The 15,293-nt window shown below is 62.2% G+C and carries 13 protein-coding genes; 10 read left to right on the top strand and 3 right to left on the bottom strand.

Annotated features, from left to right (window positions below; all coding sequences use genetic code 11):
- The first annotated feature begins 3 nt into the window (after window positions 1-3).
- Genes DSHI_RS08440 through DSHI_RS08430 form a run of 3 tightly spaced genes read left to right on the top strand, consistent with a single transcriptional unit; the run spans window position 4 to window position 2,644 of the window.
- Window positions 4-900 (top strand): manganese/iron ABC transporter ATP-binding protein, encoded by an 897-nt coding sequence (locus tag DSHI_RS08440; RefSeq protein WP_012178330.1) that lies wholly within the window; start codon window positions 4-6, stop codon window positions 898-900.
- Window positions 897-1,796 carry a metal ABC transporter permease gene (locus DSHI_RS08435; RefSeq protein WP_012178329.1) on the top strand — a complete coding sequence of 300 codons (900 nt, stop codon included), beginning with the start codon at window positions 897-899 and terminating at the stop codon, window positions 1,794-1,796. The genes DSHI_RS08440 and DSHI_RS08435 overlap by 4 nt, the downstream gene beginning before the upstream one ends.
- Window positions 1,793-2,644 (top strand): metal ABC transporter permease, encoded by an 852-nt coding sequence (locus DSHI_RS08430; protein ID WP_012178328.1) that lies wholly within the window; start codon window positions 1,793-1,795, stop codon window positions 2,642-2,644. The genes DSHI_RS08435 and DSHI_RS08430 overlap by 4 nt, the downstream gene beginning before the upstream one ends.
- Here the strand turns inward: DSHI_RS08430 and DSHI_RS08425 are convergent.
- Genes DSHI_RS08425 through DSHI_RS08415 form a run of 3 tightly spaced genes read right to left on the bottom strand, consistent with a single transcriptional unit; the run spans window position 2,641 to window position 5,997 of the window.
- Complete coding sequence (locus DSHI_RS08425; RefSeq protein ID WP_012178327.1) at window positions 2,641-3,612, bottom strand: glucokinase; 972 nt, start codon at window positions 3,610-3,612, stop codon at window positions 2,641-2,643. The genes DSHI_RS08430 and DSHI_RS08425 overlap by 4 nt on opposite strands.
- Window positions 3,613-3,651: 39 nt before the next feature.
- Entirely contained in the window at window positions 3,652-4,959 is a 1,308-nt protein-coding gene (locus DSHI_RS08420) for a GH1 family beta-glucosidase (protein WP_012178326.1), read from the bottom strand.
- 9 nt (window positions 4,960-4,968) lie between these two features.
- Entirely contained in the window at window positions 4,969-5,997 is a 1,029-nt protein-coding gene (locus DSHI_RS08415) for a LacI family DNA-binding transcriptional regulator (protein ID WP_044027697.1), read from the bottom strand.
- A gap of 258 nt (window positions 5,998-6,255) precedes the next feature.
- Here DSHI_RS08415 and DSHI_RS08410 point away from each other — a divergent pair, with 258 nt between their 5' ends.
- The 7 genes from DSHI_RS08410 to guaB all read left to right on the top strand — a co-directional run bounded on the left by DSHI_RS08410 (window position 6,256) and on the right by guaB (window position 15,290).
- Entirely contained in the window at window positions 6,256-7,614 is a 1,359-nt protein-coding gene (locus DSHI_RS08410) for an ABC transporter substrate-binding protein (protein ID WP_012178324.1), read from the top strand.
- Between the two features lie 72 nt (window positions 7,615-7,686).
- Complete coding sequence (locus tag DSHI_RS08405; RefSeq protein ID WP_012178323.1) at window positions 7,687-8,691, top strand: carbohydrate ABC transporter permease; 1,005 nt, start codon at window positions 7,687-7,689, stop codon at window positions 8,689-8,691.
- A gap of 17 nt (window positions 8,692-8,708) precedes the next feature.
- The gene (locus DSHI_RS08400) at window positions 8,709-9,866 is read left to right on the top strand and encodes a carbohydrate ABC transporter permease (protein ID WP_012178322.1); all 1,158 of its coding nucleotides are present in this window, start codon (window positions 8,709-8,711) and stop codon (window positions 9,864-9,866) included.
- Window positions 9,867-9,879: 13 nt separating this feature from the next.
- Window positions 9,880-11,538 (top strand): alpha-amylase family glycosyl hydrolase, encoded by a 1,659-nt coding sequence (locus tag DSHI_RS08395; protein ID WP_012178321.1) that lies wholly within the window; start codon window positions 9,880-9,882, stop codon window positions 11,536-11,538.
- 39 nt (window positions 11,539-11,577) lie between these two features.
- On the top strand, window positions 11,578-12,699 hold the full coding sequence (locus DSHI_RS08390; RefSeq protein ID WP_012178320.1) for an ABC transporter ATP-binding protein: 1,122 nt from the start codon (window positions 11,578-11,580) through the stop codon (window positions 12,697-12,699).
- A 274-nt stretch (window positions 12,700-12,973) separates the two neighbouring features.
- Window positions 12,974-13,756 (top strand): HpcH/HpaI aldolase family protein, encoded by a 783-nt coding sequence (locus DSHI_RS08385; RefSeq protein WP_012178319.1) that lies wholly within the window; start codon window positions 12,974-12,976, stop codon window positions 13,754-13,756.
- Between the two features lie 79 nt (window positions 13,757-13,835).
- A complete protein-coding gene (gene guaB / locus DSHI_RS08380; RefSeq protein WP_012178318.1) occupies window positions 13,836-15,290 on the top strand; it encodes an IMP dehydrogenase in 1,455 nt (484 codons plus the stop codon).
- Window positions 15,291-15,293: the final 3 nt, after the last annotated feature.

Below are 15,293 nucleotides of genomic sequence, written 5' to 3'. Positions count from 1 at the left end.
CCGATGCCCGAAGCCGCTGCCATTGAGACCCCAGTCCCGATCGGGCTGCGCGCGCGTGGGGTCACAGTGACTTATCGCAACGGGCTGACCGCGCTCAACGATGCGAGTTTCGAAATTCCGCAAGGCTCTATCACCGCACTGGTGGGGGTGAATGGGGCGGGCAAATCTACCTTGTTCAAGGCGATCATGGGGTTCGTTCCGGTCGCCAAGGGCGAGATCGAAGTGATGGGCGGCACGGTCGCGGCTGCCCTGAAGGCCAACAAGATCGCCTATGTTCCGCAAAACGAAGAGGTCGACTGGTCCTTCCCTGTGTTGGTGGAGGACGTGGTGATGATGGGCCGTTACGGCCATATGGGATTGTTGCGCATTCCTTCCGCCAAGGACCGGCAGGCGGTGCAGGAGGCGTTGGCGCGCGTCGGCATGGCAGAGTTTCGGACGCGCCAGATCGGCGAGTTGTCGGGCGGCCAGCGCAAGCGGGTGTTTCTGGCGCGTGCACTGGCACAGAACGGGCAGGTGATCCTGCTCGACGAGCCATTCACGGGGGTGGATGTGCAGACCGAGGAGGCCATCATCGCCCTGCTGCGCGATTTGAGGGATGAGGGCCGCGTGATGCTGGTCTCGACCCACAACCTCGGCTCGGTTCCGGAATTCTGCGATCGGACAATCCTGATGAAAGGCACGGTTCTGGGCTATGGTCCGACGGAGACGACCTTCACCCAAGCGAACCTGGAGCGAGCCTTCGGCGGAGTGCTGCGTCACTTCGTTCTTGAGGGCGCGGACCTGCATGACGATGACGACGCGCGCAAGGTGATGATCTTTACCGACGACGAACGCCCGCTCGTTACCTATGACGAGAAGACCCGTACGCTGACCTCGCCCGATGAGGGGGACACGCGGTGATCGGGACGCTTCTGGAGCCGTTCAGCTACGGCTACATGACAAATGCGATCTGGGTCAGCGCGCTGGTTGGGGCGGTCTGTGCCTTTCTGTCGTGTTACCTGATGCTCAAGGGCTGGTCGTTGATCGGCGACGCGCTGAGCCATGCGATCGTGCCGGGTGTGGCGGGCGCATACATGCTGGGGCTGCCCTTCGCACTCGGGGCGTTCCTGTCCGGGGGCTTGGCGGCAGGTACAATGCTGTTTCTGAACCAGCGCTCCGGGCTGAAGGAGGACGCGATCATCGGTCTGATCTTCACCTCTTTCTTCGGGCTGGGCCTGTTCATGATGTCGATCTCGCCGACATCCGTGGATATCCAGACCATCATGCTGGGCAATATCCTGGCGATCACGCCGACTGATACAGTGCAGCTGGTTTTAATCGGAGGCGTGTCGCTCGCCGTGCTTCTGGTGAAGTGGAAGGACCTGATGGTCACATTCTTCGACGAGAACCACGCGCGGTCCATCGGGCTGAACCCGGTCCGATTGAAGTTCCTGTTCTTCGTGCTTCTTTCGGCCTGTACGGTCGCAGCGTTGCAAACGGTTGGCGCTTTTCTCGTGATCGCCATGGTGGTGACACCGGGCGCGACCGCCTACCTTTTGACCGACCGGTTCCAACGGCTGTTGATCATCGCGGTCTGCATCGGAGCGGGGAGTGCGGCTGTTGGGGCCTATTTTAGCTACTATCTCGACGGGGCGACGGGCGGGATCATCATTTGCTTGCAGACGCTCCTGTTTCTGCTGGCGTTCTTCTTTGCGCCCAAGCACGGGCGTCTGGCCGCGCGGCGGCGGGCCGCGCGTGGCATGGTCATGGCACAGCCGTCGGAGGGTGCGACGCGCCCCCTGGAGGCGGCAGAATGATCGATACTCTCTTTGCGCCGTTCCAGTTTCCGTTCATGCAGAACGCATTCCTGATCGCGGTGCTCATTTCGGTGCCCACGGCGATCCTGTCGTGCTTCGTGGTGCTGAAGGGCTGGAGCCTTATGGGCGACGCGATCAGCCATGCGGTGCTGCCCGGGATCGTACTGGCCTATGTGCTGGGCATCCCGCTGATCTTCGGGGCTTTCGCGGCGGGAATGACCTGCGCGTTGGCGACGGGATATCTGCAGGCCCACAGCCGGGTGAAGCAGGACACGGTGATGGGGGTGGTGTTCTCGGGGATGTTTGGGCTCGGGTTGGTGATCTACACCAAGATCGAGACCAACATGCACCTTGACCACATCCTTTTCGGCAACATGTTGGGGATCGGGTCCGGGGATCTGGCGACCGCGGGCATCATTGCTGTGGTGGTTGCGGGCATCTTGTTGGTGAAATGGCGGGATTTCCTGCTTCATGCTTTCGATCCGGCGCAGGCGCGGGCGGTGGGGCTACGGGTAGCCTGGCTTCATTACGGGCTTCTGGCGTTGATTTCGCTGACCATCGTTGCGGTGCTCAAGGCGGTCGGGATCATCCTTGCCATCGGCTTGCTGATCGCGCCCGGGGCGATTGCGTTTCTTGTGACCAAGCGGTTCGTGCATATGCTGTGGATTGCGGTGGCGGTGACGTGCCTCGCGTCAATCTCCGGTGTCTATGCCAGTTTCTGGCTCGACAGTGCGCCTGCACCGACAATCATTCTGATCCTGTCGGCGGTCTTCGTGGCAGCCTTCGTGCATAAGCTCTGGCGCGCGGGCCGGACAGAACAGCGGACCGAGCCTTTGCCGGCCCCTTAGTTGCGGCAGCGCTCATCCAGAAAGCTGGCGCAGCCGGTCAGGGCGGCGAAATCGTCCTCGACCAGCCACACCGGAAAATCGCGCATGAAATCGGCAAAGCGGCCCTTGTTGGCAAAGGCCTCGGCAAAGCCCATGGAGCCGAGATAGGGGCCGATATGCCGGGCGACTCCGCCGCAAAGATACACGCCCCCGAATGGCAGGTGGATCAGGCTGAGATTGCCCGCAACCGTCCCGAGCAGACCGATGAACAGTTCCAGCGCATCCAGTGCTTGCCGCTCCTCGCGGGCGGCGGCGGCCATGACCTCGGCGGCGGACAGGCGCTGCGGCTGATCGGGTGTCGGGCTGAGGAAGTTATAAACCCGCTCCAGTCCGCGCCCCGAGAGCACGTCCTCGACTGCGGGGAAGCCGTGGGCGGTCTCTACGAAGCGACATAGGCGCAACTCCTGTTCGGTGCGTACGGGAAGGTTTGCATGCCCGGCCTCCGACGGGGTCACGATGCGGCCCGCGGGAGTGTAGAGAACACTCGCGGCGTTGAACCCGGTACCGAGGCCGATCATCAGGCGGGTTTCTTGCGCGGCGGGGGGAGGGCGCGAGATCACCGGGCGCAGGCAAGCAGCTTCCAGATGACCCAAGGCGAACCCTTGCGCTTGCAAGTCGTTCAGCAGGGCCACCACCGGTGCCCCGGTGGCCTCCGACAGCAGGTCCTCGTCCATGCGCCAGTCGAGATTGGTCAGGTGGCCGATCCCATTGCGCACTGGTCCGGCAAGCGCCACGCAGGCGCCGCTGCAACCGGCGACTTCCATCTTCTCCAGATAGCTCCGCAGAACGCTGTCGAGAGACGAGTAGTCCGCGTTGCGGTACTTCTCGACGCTGCCTGCGCGCAGGACCGGGCCGTCGGCCAGCGCCACGCGGGTGTTCGTGCCACCGATATCGGCCACAAGGGCAGGGGCGTCTCGCAAGGAAGTCATCGCAGGGCTCCGCGGAATCACTGATCGTTTTTGGTAGCGCTAACGATTTAACGCAGATGCCAGCGCCCGGTAAGAGGCTTTCGGCGTGCGCACCAGCGTGTCGAAATCAACATGCACGAGACCAAAGCGTTTCTCGTAGCCGAAGGACCACTCGTAATTGTCCATCAGCGACCAGATGAAATAGCCGTCCACCGGAACGCCGTCCGCAATAGCGCGTCGGACCTGCGCCAGATGCGCATCGAGATAGGCAAGGCGGTCCGCGTCGTTGACCGGGAGGGCCGAGGCCATGCCGTTCTCGGTGATGTAGATCGGCAAGTCGCCCGTAAAGCGCGCCTGCATCATGGTGAGCAGCGCATGCAGCCCTTCTGGAAACACCTCCCATCCCATCTGGGTCTTGGGAAGGGGCCCGTCGATCTCGCGATAAGCGGGCCAGGGGCTGTCACCGGGGCCGATGATCTTGCGCGTGTAATAGTTCAGCCCGACCCAGTCGAGCGGCGTGGCAATCGTGTCGAAATCATCCTGCCATCTGTCGGGCAGATGCGGGGCAAGTCCTGCGAGCACAGGCTCCGGGTAGGTGTTGTGGAACATACCTGACAGGAAGAACTGGTTGTAGATGGCGTCGTAAAGCTCGGCAGCGGCCATCGCGGTCGGGCTGTCGTCCAAAGGTTGCGCGTACTCCATGTTCACCACGGCCCCGAGGTTGCGCATCCCCATGTCGCGCATCCGAGCAATGGCGGTGCCATGGGCGAGCAGGATGTGATGCATGGCGCGGGCAGTGGCACGGATATCGCGCAGGCCGGGAGCGTGGTGACCCTGGAAATGGCTGAGCCAGCCGACGCACCAAGGCTCGTTGATCGGGGCGGCGGACCAGACCCGGTCGCCGATGCGATCCATGATCGTGTCGGTAAAATCGCCGAACCAGGACGCGATATCCCGGTTGCGCCAACCGCCGAGATCGGCGAGCGCCGAGGGAAGTTCCCAGTGATAGAGCGTGGCGGCCGGTTTGATACCCCGCGCGAGCAACCCGTCGACCAGCCGGTCGTAGAAATCGAGCCCCTCCATGTTCGGCGCGCCGCGCCCCTCGGGCAGAACCCGTGCCCAACTGGTCGAGAAGCGGTAGGCATCGACGCCGAGCCCTGCAATCAGGTCGAGATCTTCTTCCAGCCGGTCCAGATGTCCGCAGGCGCGTGCGCCGTGCTCGGCGCGCGCCACGTTGCCAGGTGTGGCGGAGAAATCGTCCCAATGGGTGCGCCCGGCACCACCTTGCCCGTGACCTTCGATCTGGTAGGCCGAGGTGGCGACCCCGAAGAGAAAACCGTCGGGATAGGTGTTGCGATCGAAACTCATGGCGGCATCCTAGCTGTGGCGGACGGGTCCGGTGGATTGGCCGAGGGACAGCTCCACTTCCCAGAGTTCTTGCACGGGGGCGGCTTCGGGCTGTGCGATCTGCTGCAGCAGGATTTCCGCCGCGCGCCGTCCCGCCGCGCGCACCGAAGAGCGGGTCGCAGTGAACAACGGTTCCGTATCGCCGTTGCGCAGATAGCTGATCTCGTCGTCATGGATGACCACCGAGATGTCCTGTCCCAACCGCAGGCCGAGATCGCTGACAGCGCGGCGGACCCCTATGGCGGTGATGATGGAGGAGACGAGAAACGCCGTGGGTGGCTTTTTCAGCGACAGCATCCGTTTGGCCGCAGCATATCCAACGCCTTCGGTCATCTCCTCCGATACCATCAATTCAGGGCGCAGGGTGAGCTCGGCAGAGTGCATCGCGGCGCTATAGCCGGCACGCCGACGTTGTGCAAAATCCATCTGCTCCTGGCCGTTGATCAGGGCGATTTCCCGATGGCCGAGGTCGATCAGCAGCTTCGTGGCACGATAAAAGGCGCGCCGATTGTTGATGTCGAGCCAAGCATAACTGTCATCGGCGATGGGCGCGCGTCCGTGGACGACGAAGGGCAACCCCAACTCTTTCAGCAGCGCAATGCGGGGATCATCGGTGCGCGGTGCATGGACGATCACCCCGTCGACGATGCGTTTGGCCGCGAAATCGCGGTAGCATTTCAACTCATCCTCAGCGCGCACGCTCGACAGGGTAATGTCATACCCGGACTTGGAGTAGGTCTCGGCGGCCCCGGCGAGAAAATCGCCGAAAACAGGGTTCACCATCTCCGAGGATATGGTCATCGGCAGCACGTGTCCAATGGCCATGGCGCGCCCTGTGGCCAGCGACCGGGCTCGTGCGCTCGGGAAATAGTTGTACTGTTCCGCAGCCTCCTGGATGCGGCGGCGGGTGTTTTCGGACACTTCCGGGTAGCCGTTCAGCGCCCGGCTCACCGTGGTCGGAGACAGGCCCAGTTTTTCCGAAAGCTGCTTGAGGTTCATGTGTCCGTTGTCGCGCGGGGTCAGCTTGATCCTCACCCTAAGCGGGAAAAGCGATCTGCGTCAAAAGCTTAATTTTCGATCTTGATTTTGATTTCCCGGTGAGGCCACGATGAAAATATTCGCATGTTGCGAATTTCTGAGATTGACAGGTTTGCGCTAACGGACGAAGGCTTGCGCATTCAAAGCGCTTTGAGCGTGAGTCGGGCGCGCATCGAACACACGAGCGACCACGGATGTCGCCGGTCTGGGAGGACTGACATGAGACACACACTTCACGCGAGTGCGGCTGCGCTCGCCCTGTCTGCTGGCATGGCCGGAGCCGGAGGCCATCTTGCGTTCACGCCGGGAGAGGGTGAGTTCAACTGGGACAGCTATCAAGCGTTCGCCGAGGCCACCGACCTGTCCGGGCAGGACCTGTCGATCTTCGGGCCCTGGCTCGCCGGGGAGGCCGATGCATTCTCAAACCTTGTGGCCTTCTTCAACGAAGCGACCGGGGCAAATGCGACCTATGTGGGCTCCGACAGTCTCGAGCAGCAGATCGTGATTGACGCCGAGGCGGGTTCCGCTCCGGACCTGACCGTGTTTCCACAGCCGGGTCTGGCGACCACCATGGCAGCGCGCGGCTTCCTGACCCCGCTTCCCGATGGCACCGACGACTGGCTGCGTGAGAATTATGCCGCCGGGCAGTCCTGGATCGATCTTGGCACCTATGCGGACGGGTCGGGCAACGACCAGCTCTACGGCTTTTTCTTCAATGTAAACGTGAAGTCGCTGGTCTGGTACATCCCCGAGAACTTCGAGGATTTCGATTACGAAGTTCCCGAAACCATGGAAGAGTTCAAAGCGTTGATGGACCAGATGGTCGAGGACGGTCAGACGCCGCTTTGCGTCGGACTGGGCTCTGGGGGGGCTACGGGCTGGCCGGCGACCGATTGGGTTGAGGATCTGATGCTGCGCACCCAGCCGCCCGAGGTCTATGATGCTTGGGTGTCCAACGAGATGCCCTTCGACGACCCGCGCGTGGTTGCGGCGATCGAGGAGTACGGCAGCTTCACCCGCAATGACGATTACGTGGTGGGCAATGCCAACGACACCGCGTCTGTCGATTTCCGCGAAAGCCCGCTGGGCCTGTTTGCTTCGCCCCCCGCCTGCATGATGCACCGCCAGGCGAGCTTCATTCCCGCCTATTTCCCCGAGGGCACCGAGCTGGGCGAGGATGCGGATTTCTTCTACTTCCCGGCCTTTGAGGAAAAGGACTTGGGGCGTCCGGTTCTGGGTGCCGGTACGCTGTTCGCGATCACCAACGAGAACCCGGCTGCAAGCGCCTTCATCGAGTTTCTCAAGACGCCCTTCGCCCATGAGATCATGATGGCGCAGGATGGGTTCTTGACCCCGTTCAAGGGCGCGAACCCCGCGGCTTATGCCAGCGATACGCTGCGCGGGCAGGGCGAGATCCTGACCAATGCGACCACCTTCCGCTTCGACGGCTCGGACCTGATGCCTGGCGGCGTCGGGGCAGGGACCTTCTGGACTGGTATGGTCGATTACTCCTCCGGTGCGAAATCCGCCGCCGACGTGGCGAGCGAGATCCAGGCCTCCTGGGAATCTCTCAAGTAAACGCGCAAACGGCAGGCGGCCTGATCGGGCCGCCCGCAACCCCACGCGGCATTTTTAAGAGGGGGAGTGGTCATGCATCCGGCATTTCAGGGATTGATCACCATCATCATCGGCGTCGGCGGCTGTGTCGGCTATTTCTACTTTGCCAATCAGTTTCTCGATAAGGTGCTCTACCCGGCCAAGGGTCCGAAGGCGGGGCGCAACATAAACCGCGCCAACCAGATCCGGCCATGGATCTTCCTGTTTCCGGCGCTGTTCGTCCTCCTGCTCTATCTCGGTTACCCGGTGGTTGAAACGCTGCGCCTGTCGCTGCTCGAACGGGTGCCCGGCGGCGGGTATCAGTGGGTCGGGCTCGACAACTACGCCCAGATGGCCTCGGAGCCGAAATTCTGGGAAGCCATGCGCAACAACATGTTCTGGCTCATTGTGGTGCCTGCGCTCTCGACCGCCTTCGGTTTGCTGGCGGCCCAACTGACCGACCGGATCAAATGGGGCAACGTCGCCAAGTCGATCATCTTCATGCCCATGGCGATCAGCTTCGTGGGGGCTTCGGTGATCTGGAAGCTGGTCTATGACGGCCGCCCCATCGAGCAGGAGCAGATCGGTATCCTGAACGCGATCATCGTTGGGCTGGGTGGTGACCCGGTAACGTTCCTGACGATCCCGTTCTGGAACAACTTTTTCCTGATGATCGTGCTGGTCTGGGTGCAGACCGGGTTTGCCATGGTGATCCTGTCGGCCGCCTTGCGGGGCATTCCCGAAGAGACCATCGAGGCCGCGATCATCGACGGGGCCTCGCCATTGCAGATCTTCTTCAAGATCAAGGTACCGCAGATCATGCCCACAGTGGTGGTGGTCTGGACCACGATCACGCTCGTGGTGCTCAAGGTGTTCGACATCGTCTTCGCCATGACCAACGGGCAATGGGAGACGCAGGTGCTGGCGAACTACATGTTCGACAAGCTCTTCCGCGCCAATGACTGGGGCGTGGGGTCGGCCAGTGCCATGGTGATCATGCTTCTGGTGACACCAATCCTTATCTGGAACATCCACAGCGCGCGCAAGGAAATGCGCTGAGGCGCGGGGAGGGACCGATGGACAATATCGCTGGAAGCAAATCTTCGCTGACCTGGGCTGTGCAACTCTCCGTGGTGGGGCTGGTGGTCTTGTGGCTGCTGCCGACGTTCGGGCTGTTCGTGTCGTCCTTCCGGACGGTGGAGCAGATCTCGTCGAGCGGCTGGTGGAAGGCGATGTTCCCGTCGGAACAGAACCTCACCTTGCGCGCGGCGGACCCGGATGATTTCCGGATGCCACAGGGCGACCTGTTCGTAGTCAAGGGCAATCTCTTCGAGGACGAGGGCATTTCGGAGGCGGAAATCAGCGTATGGGGCACGTCCAGCCGCGATGTGGCCGCCTATACCGCGGGCGAGACGGCCGACCTGGGAGACGGTGAAACCATTACCGTGCAGAGTAATGGCGCCTATGTCTGGTCGGGCACTGACGATCAGATCAGTGGGCGCGGCCAAAGGGTCTTTGTGACCGCCACCACACCGCCGGAGTTCACCTTCGCGAACTATGAAAACATGCTCCTCGATCCGAACAATTCGGAAGGAATGGCGCGGGCGTTCTTCAACACGCTAACCGTGACGATCCCGGCGACGATCATCCCGATCCTTGTGGCGGCCTTCGCGGCCTATGCGCTGGCCTGGATGGAATTTCCGGGTCGTGCGCTGCTGATTGCGCTTATTGTGGGCTTGCTGGTCGTGCCCTTGCAACTGGCACTCATCCCGCTTTTGACCCTGCACAATGCGATCGGGATCGGGAAGGGGTATCTTGGCACCTGGTTGGCCCATACGGGGTTTGGCATGCCGCTGGCGATCTATCTGTTACGCAACTACATGGTCGGTTTGCCACGGGACATCATCGAAAATGCCAAGGTCGATGGGGCAACGGATTTCCAGATCTTCACTAAGATCGTGTTACCGCTGTCCTTCCCGGCGCTGGCCTCCTTCGCGATCTTCCAGTTCCTGTGGACCTGGAACGACCTGCTGGTGGCCAAGGTCTTCCTGATCGATGCCACCGGCCAGACGACGGTCATGACCAACCAGATCGTCGAGCTTCTGGGCACCCGCGGCGGCAACTGGGAGATCCTCGCCACGGCGGCCTTTGTATCCATCGCGGTGCCGCTCCTGGTGTTTTTCTCCATGCAACGTTTTCTCGTGCGCGGCCTCTTGGCCGGCTCGGTCAAGTAAGGAACCCCTGCCGATGAACGCAGAGGCGCAAATGCGCGAGGTCAAGAGCCTCGCTGCCGATCCGGATTGGTGGCGTGGGGCGGTGATCTATCAGATCTACCCCCGTAGCTTCCAGGACAGCAATGGCGACGGGATCGGCGATCTTCTGGGGATCGTGGAGCGGATGCCCTATATCGCCTCGCTCGGGGTGGATGCGATCTGGATCAGCCCGTTTTTCACGTCGCCGATGAAGGATTTCGGCTACGACATCAGCGATTATTTCGACGTTGATCCTATGTTTGGCAGCTTGGCGGATTTCGATGCCCTGATCGAGACCGCGCACATGTATGGGCTGCGGGTGATGATCGACCTTGTTCTCAGCCACACCAGCGACCAGCACCCCTGGTTCGAGGAAAGTCGATCCAGTCGCGACAACCCCAAGGCTGACTGGTATGTCTGGGCCGATGCCAAGCCAGACGGGACGCCGCCGAACAACTGGTTGTCGATCTTTGGCGGCTCAGGCTGGCATTGGGACGCGCGGCGTTGCCAGTACTACCTGCACAACTTCCTGACTTCGCAGCCGGATCTGAACTTTCACTGCGCCGACGTTCAGGATGCGCTGCTAGGTGTGGGGCGGTTCTGGCTGGACCGGGGCGTGGATGGCTTCCGGCTCGACACCATCAACTTCTATGTCCACGACGCAGAGTTGCGCGACAATCCTCCGTTGCCGCCGGAAGAACGCAACTCCAACATCGCGCCAGAAGTGAACCCCTATAATCACCAGCGGCATCTTTACTCCAAGAACCAGCCGGAGAACCTGGAATTCCTGGCAAAATTCCGCGCGATGATGGAGGAATACCCAGCAATCGCGGCTGTGGGCGAGGTCGGTGACGCGCAGTACGGGTTGGAGATCCTCGGCCAGTACACCCGGGGAGAGACCGGGGTGCATATGTGCTACGCCTTCGAATTTCTTGCGCAGGAGAAGCTGACCGCCAAGCGGGTGGCGGAGGTTCTCAACAAGGTCGACGAGGTTGCGTCCGACGGTTGGGCGTGCTGGGCGTTTTCCAACCATGACGTTATGCGCCATGTCTCCCGCTGGGACCTGACCCCGGGCGCACAAAGAGGGATGCTGACCCTCCTGATGTGTCTGCGCGGGTCCGTATGCCTGTATCAAGGCGAAGAGTTGGGCCTGCCGGAGGCGGAAGTGGCCTTCGACGACCTGCAGGACCCCTACGGCATCGAGTTCTGGCCGGAATACAAGGGGCGGGACGGCTGCCGGACGCCGATGGTCTGGCAATCGGACAACATGTCGGGCGGCTTCTCTATTCACCGGCCCTGGTTGCCGGTCTCGACCGAGCATCTCGGCCTAGCGGTCGCGGTCCAGGAAGAAGCCCCGGACGCGCTGTTGCACCATTACCGCCGGGCGCTGGCCTTCCGCCGCGCCCATCCGGCATTGGTGAAAGGCGATATTTCGGATGTGACCGTTGTCGGCGACGTCATTAGCTTTCTGCGCAAGGACCCCGAAGAGACGGTATTCGTCGCCATCAACATGAGCGATGCGCCCGGTGCGGTCGATCTGCCTCCGGGCAACTGGATGCAGATCGGGGCGGAATTGAATTCAGGCGGGACAAGCCCGGACGGGCGCGTGCATCTCGGGCCTTGGCAGCCCTGCATTGCGCTGAAGGCACCGTGACGCGGTCGCGGTGTTGAATATCAGGAGTGGGAGGGGACAATGGCGGATTTGAAACTGACGGGTGTCGAGAAGGCCTATGGCGACGTCAAGGTATTGAGCAACATCAACCTCGACATCCAGCAGGGGGAGCTGATCGTGTTCGTCGGCCCCTCGGGATGCGGAAAATCCACGCTGCTACGGATGATCGCGGGGTTGGAAAAAATCACGGGCGGCACGCTGGAGATCGATGGCACCGTGGTCAACGATGTTCCGCCTGCGCAGCGTGGCATTGCCATGGTGTTCCAGTCCTACGCGCTCTATCCCCACATGACAGTGCGGGAGAACATGTCCTTCGCCCTCAAGATCGCCAAGAAAAGTCAGGCCGAGATCGACGCGGCGGTGGAGGCGGCGGCCGAAAAGCTGCAACTCGGACAATATCTCGACCGGCTGCCCAAGGCGCTTTCGGGTGGACAGCGGCAGCGGGTGGCGATCGGTCGGTCTATCGTGCGCGATCCGAAGGTTTATCTTTTCGACGAGCCGCTCTCGAATCTCGATGCGGCCTTGCGGGTGGCGACCCGGCTGGAAATCGCCCAGCTGAAGGAGGCGATGCCGGAATCCACCATGGTCTATGTCACTCATGACCAGGTGGAGGCGATGACCCTGGCCACGCGCATCGTGGTCCTTGCCGGGGGCGGGATCGCCCAGGTTGGTTCACCGCTGGAGTTGTACGAGAAACCCGAAAACGAGTTCGTGGCGCAGTTCATTGGCTCGCCTAAAATGAACCTTCTGCCGGGAAAGATCATCGGTACGGGGGCGCAGACCACGGTCGAGATGACCGACGGCGGGCGGGCCGTGTCGGATTACCCTTCCGACGACAGCCTCATGGGGGCAGCGGTGAATGTCGGCGTGCGGCCCGAAGACATGGTCGAAGCCGCGCCTGGTGGCGACTATGTCTTCGAAGGGAAGGTGGCCATAACCGAGGCACTGGGTGAGGTCACGCTCCTCTATTTCGAGGCACCCTCGGGTGAGGATCCGACCATCGGCAAGCTGCAGGGCATTCACAAGGATCTTAAGGGTCAGGTCACGCGCCTGACCGCGGAGCCGGCAAAGGTCCACGTCTTCAAGGACGGCGTTTCGCTGCATTACCCCCACGGCAAGCACGTTACTTTCGCGCCCCATTGATCCAGTGCCAAGCGTTTCCCGTCAATGATGGCGCATAGCGTGATCATGACCGGGCCGAGCTAATTTGTCCTGACTTGTTCCCATGTCTAAGAGGCGCGAAAAAGGGAAGGATCATTCGGCCGACGCGGAGGAGCTGGATCATCAGGTACGGTTCGGTACGCTCAGGCTCAGAAACCCCAAGTCTTGGCTGGAACTCTCCCGGTGGCGTCTTGCGATGCGCGCGCCAGAGTGGCTAGGGTGCGGCTCGTATTAGCGATGTCAGGAGGGACGGGGCATGGCAGCGCCTGAAAACCAATTGAAACAAGCCCTCTTGGCCGGCGACGTTCAGATCGGCATCTGGCTGGGCTTCGGCGCACCCGCGGTTGCGGAACTGGCGGCGGGCTGTGGCTTCGATTGGTGCCTCGTGGATGGAGAGCATTCGCCCAACGATCCGGCGCAGATGATCGACCAACTGCGCGCCATGGTCGGGCAGGGCGCCATGCCGATTGTCCGCGTCCCCGTGGGCGAGGACTGGGTGCTCAAGCGCGCGCTCGATCTCGGGGTCCAGACGATCATGGTGCCAATGGTCGAAACAGCCGCGCAAGCGCAGCAGATTGTGCGTGCCATGCGCTATCCCCCCGACGGCGTGCGCGGCGTGGGGGCGGCCCTCGCCCGGGCATCTGGGTATTCTCTCGATGCCGAGTATGTCACTACGGCAAACGCGCAGATCTGCACCATCGTGCAGATCGAGAGCCATGCAGCGGTGCGGGCCATTCCGGAGATCGCGGCGGTGGAGGGGGTCGATGTGCTCTTCATCGGTCCTGCGGATCTTGCCGCGGACATGGGCTATCCCGGGCGCGCGGACGCGCCCGAGGTGGATGCGGTGATCTGCGCCGCCCTCGGCGAGATCGCGCGCAGCGGCAAGGTGCCCGGTGTGCTCGCTTTCTCTGAGACAGATGCGGTGCGCTTTGCGGCGGCGGGCGCCCGGTTCGTCGGCGTAGGGGCCGATGTCACGTCGCTGGCGGTGGCCCTGCGCGGATTGTCTGCGTCGTCGCGCGCCCGCCTGAGCTCCCCCTGATCCGCAGCCAAGCACTTGCCGTGCGGAGCAATCCATGCGAGGGGGACGTGCCTAACGAAGTCCCCGACAGGAGTGCGTGATGGAGATTCGCGAGGCCCTTACATTTGATGATGTTCTGCTGGTTCCCGGGGCGAGTTCCGTCCTGCCCTCGGAGGCTGACACGCGCACGAGAGTCACGAAATCCATCGCCCTGAACATTCCGCTTCTGAGCTCCGCCATGGATACGGTGACGGAGTGGCGCATGGCGATTGCAATGGCTCAGGCCGGTGGCATGGGGGTGCTGCACCGGAACCTGTCCATAGACGAACAGCAACGCCAGGTCCGACAGGTCAAGCGGTTTGAATCCGGTGTGGTCTACAACCCTGTCACGCTGCGCCCGGATCAGACCCTGGCCGACGCCAAGGCGCTGATGGAGCGCTACAAGATCACCGGTTTTCCAGTCGTTGACGAACAGCGCCGGGTTCTCGGGATTGTCACAAATCGGGATATGCGGTTTGCGTCTGACGACAACACCCCGGTTTCGGTGATGATGACTGCGGATAACCTTGCGATCCTGCGAGAGCCTGCGGATCTCGCCGAGGCCAAGTCCCTGATGCACGCGCGCCGGATCGAGAAACTGCTGGTTCTCGATGGTGACGGCAAGCTGACGGGCCTGCTGACAATCAAGGATATCGAGCAGGCGGTGCTGAACCCGCAGGCCTGCAAGGACGAGTTGGGCCGCCTGCGTGTGGCCGCGGCCACGACCGTGGGCGATGCCGGGTTCGAGCGGTCGCAGGCGCTGGTCGAAGCGGGTGTAGACCTGATCATCATCGACACCGCCCATGGTCATTCCGAGGGCGTTGCCAAGGCCGTCGAACGCGCAAAGACCCTGTCGAACTCGGTGCAGGTCGTGGCGGGCAACGTGGCGACCGGCGAGGCGACCCGCGCATTGATCGATGCAGGGGCTGATGCGGTCAAGGTCGGCATCGGGCCGGGATCGATCTGTACGACAAGGATCGTGGCCGGCGTGGGGGTGCCGCAATTGACGGCCATCATGGATTGCGCGGAAGCGGCAGAGGCCACGGGAACCCCGGTGATTGCCGATGGGGGCATCAAGTATTCCGGCGACTTCGCGAAGGCCATCGCCGCAGGTGCAAGCTGCGCCATGGTCGGCTCGATGATCGCGGGCACCGACGAGTCCCCCGGGGAGGTGATCCTCTATCAGGGCCGGTCGTTCAAATCCTATCGGGGCATGGGCAGTCTTGGGGCGATGGCGCGCGGCTCGGCCGATCGTTACTTTCAAAAAGATGCAGCTTCCGACAAGTTGGTGCCCGAAGGGATTGAGGGGCAAGTCCCTTACAAGGGCTCGGCAGGCGCGGTCATCCACCAACTCGTGGGGGGATTGCGCGCGGCGATGGGCTACACCGGTGCCGCCACCGTTGACGAGATGCGCAGCAAGGCGAATTTCGTGCGCATCACGGGCTCGGGCCTGAAGGAAAGCCATGTGCACGATGTGCAGATCACCCGAGAGAGCCCAAATTACCGGATGGGCTGATCC

The organism is Dinoroseobacter shibae DFL 12 = DSM 16493 (assembly GCF_000018145.1).
Classification (GTDB): Bacteria; Pseudomonadota; Alphaproteobacteria; order Rhodobacterales; family Rhodobacteraceae; genus Dinoroseobacter; species Dinoroseobacter shibae.
Note: the sequence above shows the minus strand (reverse complement) of the source record. Positions and strands in the feature narration are given on the sequence as shown.

What these genes read in the sequence shown, in the direction of transcription:
- DSHI_RS08440 (WP_012178330.1), top strand. Translation starts at nt 4, where the DNA reads ATGCCCGAAGCCGCTGCCATTGAGACCCCAGTCCCGATCGGGCTGCGC.
- DSHI_RS08430 (WP_012178328.1), top strand. Translation starts at nt 1,793, where the DNA reads ATGATCGATACTCTCTTTGCGCCGTTCCAGTTTCCGTTCATGCAGAAC.
- DSHI_RS08425 (WP_012178327.1), bottom strand. Translation starts at nt 3,612, where the DNA reads ATGACTTCCTTGCGAGACGCCCCTGCCCTTGTGGCCGATATCGGTGGC.
- DSHI_RS08420 (WP_012178326.1), bottom strand. Translation starts at nt 4,959, where the DNA reads ATGAGTTTCGATCGCAACACCTATCCCGACGGTTTTCTCTTCGGGGTC.
- DSHI_RS08415 (WP_044027697.1), bottom strand. Translation starts at nt 5,997, where the DNA reads ATGAACCTCAAGCAGCTTTCGGAAAAACTGGGCCTGTCTCCGACCACG.
- DSHI_RS08410 (WP_012178324.1), top strand. Translation starts at nt 6,256, where the DNA reads ATGAGACACACACTTCACGCGAGTGCGGCTGCGCTCGCCCTGTCTGCT.
- DSHI_RS08405 (WP_012178323.1), top strand. Translation starts at nt 7,687, where the DNA reads ATGCATCCGGCATTTCAGGGATTGATCACCATCATCATCGGCGTCGGC.
- DSHI_RS08400 (WP_012178322.1), top strand. Translation starts at nt 8,709, where the DNA reads ATGGACAATATCGCTGGAAGCAAATCTTCGCTGACCTGGGCTGTGCAA.
- DSHI_RS08395 (WP_012178321.1), top strand. Translation starts at nt 9,880, where the DNA reads ATGAACGCAGAGGCGCAAATGCGCGAGGTCAAGAGCCTCGCTGCCGAT.
- DSHI_RS08390 (WP_012178320.1), top strand. Translation starts at nt 11,578, where the DNA reads ATGGCGGATTTGAAACTGACGGGTGTCGAGAAGGCCTATGGCGACGTC.
- DSHI_RS08385 (WP_012178319.1), top strand. Translation starts at nt 12,974, where the DNA reads ATGGCAGCGCCTGAAAACCAATTGAAACAAGCCCTCTTGGCCGGCGAC.
- guaB (WP_012178318.1), top strand. Translation starts at nt 13,836, where the DNA reads ATGGAGATTCGCGAGGCCCTTACATTTGATGATGTTCTGCTGGTTCCC.